This is a genomic window from Bradyrhizobium sp. 23, from assembly GCF_023073295.1.
GTDB classification, from domain to species: domain Bacteria; phylum Pseudomonadota; class Alphaproteobacteria; order Rhizobiales; family Xanthobacteraceae; genus Bradyrhizobium; species Bradyrhizobium canariense_D.
The window spans coordinates 1-2,591 of sequence record NZ_JADPJF010000155.1 but is presented as its reverse complement, the minus strand read 5'-3'; the positions used below and the strand labels follow the sequence as shown (position 1 = coordinate 2,591).

General features: G+C 58.4%; 3 protein-coding genes and 1 pseudogene. All 4 read left to right on the top strand.

Going from position 1 to position 2,591, the window contains the following annotated elements:
- Window positions 1-761: 761 nt before the first annotated feature.
- Window positions 762-848: pseudogene (locus IVB32_RS40870) on the top strand (plasmid stabilization protein); the annotation flags it as partial.
- A 176-nt stretch (window positions 849-1,024) separates the two neighbouring features.
- Window positions 1,025-1,456 carry a Fic family protein gene (locus IVB32_RS40865; RefSeq protein ID WP_247398706.1) on the top strand — a complete coding sequence of 144 codons (432 nt, stop codon included), beginning with the start codon at window positions 1,025-1,027 and terminating at the stop codon, window positions 1,454-1,456.
- On the top strand, window positions 1,457-1,783 hold the full coding sequence (locus tag IVB32_RS40860; protein WP_247398704.1) for a hypothetical protein: 327 nt from the start codon (window positions 1,457-1,459) through the stop codon (window positions 1,781-1,783). It begins immediately after the preceding gene.
- A 126-nt stretch (window positions 1,784-1,909) separates the two neighbouring features.
- Entirely contained in the window at window positions 1,910-2,101 is a 192-nt protein-coding gene (locus IVB32_RS40855) for a hypothetical protein (protein ID WP_247376870.1), read from the top strand.
- Window positions 2,102-2,591 lie beyond the last annotated feature (490 nt).

The window sequence follows — 2,591 nt, the reverse complement described above, 5'->3', positions numbered from 1 at the left end:
CCTCGTAGCGCCGGCGACCGTTCCGACCAACAAGCCTGACCCGCAGTTTCTGATCATCGTCTGCCATCACAAGGTGTCCACCTAATTTGGTGGACACCTCATGCATCAGAGCACTCAAAAGCAAAAGGTGCCGGAAAATTCGCGCTTACCCCGTTATCGCTGACCACCATCCTGGGCTTGCCGCGCTCGATCATCAGCCGGTCCAGTTCCCGCGCCACACGCCCGTTAGGCCCCTCCTAGACCAATGGATAAACGCCACTGCAAAAAGGATCCTCCAATTCAAAGTAGACCAGCATTCGGGAGGTTCGTACTCCAACTGGTGGATCCAGTCCGGCCCTGAACCGCCAGGCAGAGCTCTAACATTCGACTAGGCGTCGGGCCGCAATTATGCGAGTCTTGCAGCATTTCGAGGCGTGTCGGAAACGGAGGGACCCGATGTGCGATCGTTAACTGCGTGTCTCTTTCGGCGTGGTTGGAGTTGGGACGGGTAAAGTCCTGGGACACTCAAAGTGACATGTGCCAGTGAAAGTACGCTCCACGACTGGACCGTAGGTGAGCGTGTAGTCGTTTGCGAAGCGGCTGGACCGCGTCTGAGCGGCAAGCAAGGAGTCGTTCTCGGGTTCGGTGCTACGCGCAGCAGGCTTCGCGTGTTGCTCGACGGTTCCAGAGGGCCGATCACGTTGCACATCACCTTCGTGGACCCGGTCGTGCAGCACGATCGCGCTTGAGAATGGTGCTGCCTACGAGGGGAAAATCCGCCGGCGTAGCACAATCGCAGCGCGGAAGCGGAAATGTGCGCCATTCTGGAGGCCGCCGTGCGTCCCGAGGGCCGGCTGCGCCTCCTGACGGGCGCGCCGGCGTTCCGAGCCAGGCCCCCTGGCCAGGGCGTTGCGGCGGGCCCGCGCAATTAAACCTTCTCCTCAAGGAGTCAAAATCGAGCTGCGTCATCGAAGGCGAGAGCCGCCGCAGGATCTTATCCAGCGGTGGGATAAGGTCATCGGCGAAGCAGGATGGACGCCGCTCGATGAGACGGTGTTCTTGCGCCTGCACCGCATTGTCATCGGTGGATGAGCGTTTCGTGAAGCTCGGCTTTCGGCAGGAAGGCGGTTTCATCGGACGCAGAGACCCATTCCGGACCATATCAGCGCGCCATCACGAAGATATCGCCTCCCTCGTCCACGGATTGATCGCGTTCGACCAGGCCTCGTCAATTAAGCTTGACCCCGCCGTGGCTGCCGCCGTGCTGGCCTTCGGGTTCGTCTACATCCATGCATTCGAGGACGGCAATGGCCTCACCTGGCACGACGGATTCAATCCGCCGGCATCCACTTTCCGGTTTTCAGCCGCCGTCCTAAGACAAAACCGCCGAATACAAGGACGTATTAGAAAGCTTCGAGTAGATTGCTTCCATGCGTCCAATGGCACCCTCCTCCACAGGGCAACGTCAAGGTCCTGAATGATAGGGCTGACGTTTTACCGATTTTTCGATGCAACGCCGCACGCGGAGTTTCTGTACGAATGCGTGCAGAGGACCATCGAACAGGATCTTCCGAAGGAAATCCGGTTCTTGCGGAGCTTCGATACATTCCGAGCGGGCGTCGAAAATATGATGGACTTGCCGGAGCGCACCCTCGACAATCTCTTATTCTTGCAACAGAATGAAGGGCGACTCTCAAAGCGCGCCCGTGGCAACGAATTCTCCCAATTAACGCCAGACGAAGTCGCGAAGATTGAGGAGCTTTATCGAACGGCCTTCTCGAACGACACCGGAACAGCGAGCTAAGCCTGTATCATCTTCATTGGATCATAGCCTGGATGTCGAATCAGAATCCTCGTCGGCGGCCGCCACAGAATATGATCCAAAGGCTCGCCGGGTGCGTGAGTTTTGATCCTAGACGAGACCGACGAGATGGTCGATTCCCTCATCGTATTTTCCGACTACTCGTCGATCGTGCTCCAGAGCGAAAGCGATCAGTTCGAGAAGCTCTGCGCATTGCCGCCCCCTGACGTTCTATCCGATGAGGTGCAGGCTCAGACAGTCGAAGAAATCGACCGCATCAGGCGCATGGCGGCGGATGGTCCGCGCGTCCCGAACAGATGAAGACCCAGATCGCCGAAACGGAAGCAAGCATTGTGGCCTTTGCTGAACAAGCGAAGTCTGGGGAGACATTCGCGGAGCGCGTGAAGGACGGAGTGGTCGCTCACAGGCCAAAGAGCGTTGATCAATGAGCGTTCCGCTCTGAACCGCGAGCTTCCAAGTCGACAGGTCGGGTATCGTCGATCGATCTGTGGAGCAGGGTTGCTCCCATGAGACCAGCCAAGCTGGCGACCGGCATTGAACAGGCCGATGCCGGATGCGCGGTTGCGGTCATTGAGGTTGCTGAAGCGATGAGGGTGATCGACAGGAAAACGAAATGACCGATGCCCCGTACGCAGGAGCATCGGTAGGACAAGGATAGGTCGGCGCCGGAGGCGATACGGGAGCTGGTGTCGGTGCTGGTGCGGCCTATTGGGGTCCACCCGTATACTTGTCAACCGTCGACATGAGCGGCTTCGGGGTCGACAGATTGAACATCAGCCCGAACCGAGCA